This is a genomic window from Guyparkeria halopsychrophila (assembly GCF_044582135.1).
GTDB lineage: Bacteria > Pseudomonadota > Gammaproteobacteria > Halothiobacillales > Halothiobacillaceae > Guyparkeria.
Genome location: NZ_JBDODP010000064.1, coordinates 1 through 604 on the forward strand (window position 1 = coordinate 1; position 604 = coordinate 604).

Sequence of the window (604 nt, forward strand, 5' to 3'; positions counted from 1 at the left end):
GCGGAAGCGCACCTTCTTCATCATCGGCACCTCGCCCTCGTTGAGGGGCATGCGCTCGTCGTCGACCATGATCAGCGTGCCGTCGCGCTCGACCACCGGGCGTTCGGCGGAGTAGTACAGCGGCACGATCGGAATGCCTTCCAGGTAGATGTACTGCCAGATATCCAGCTCGGTCCAGTTCGACAGCGGAAAGACGCGAATGGACTCGCCCTTGTGCTTGCGAGCGTTGTACAGCTTCCAGAGCTCGGGACGCTGGCCTTTCGGATCCCAGCGATGCTGCTCGGTGCGGAACGAGAAAATCCGCTCCTTGGCACGCGACTTCTCCTCGTCGCGACGCGCCCCACCGAAGGCGGCGTCGAAGCCGTACTTGTCAAGAGCCTGCTTGAGCCCTTCGGTCTTCATGACGTCGGTGTGAATCGCCGAGCCGTGCGTGAACGGGTTGATGTCCTTCTCGACGCCTTCCGGGTTGGTGTGGACCAACAGGTCCATGCCGACTTCCTCGGCCATCTTGTCCCGGAACTCGTACATCGCCCGGAACTTCCAACGGGTGTCGATGTGCATCAGCGGAAACGGCGGCGGCCCCGGGGCGAAGGCCTTGCGCGCA

At 62.9% G+C, this 604-nt stretch carries 1 protein-coding gene; it reads right to left on the minus strand.

Annotated features, from left to right (window positions below; all coding sequences use genetic code 11):
- The coding region (cysD, locus tag ABGV18_RS11495; protein ID WP_396586148.1) for a sulfate adenylyltransferase subunit CysD at positions 1-604 on the minus strand (604 nt) is incomplete at both ends.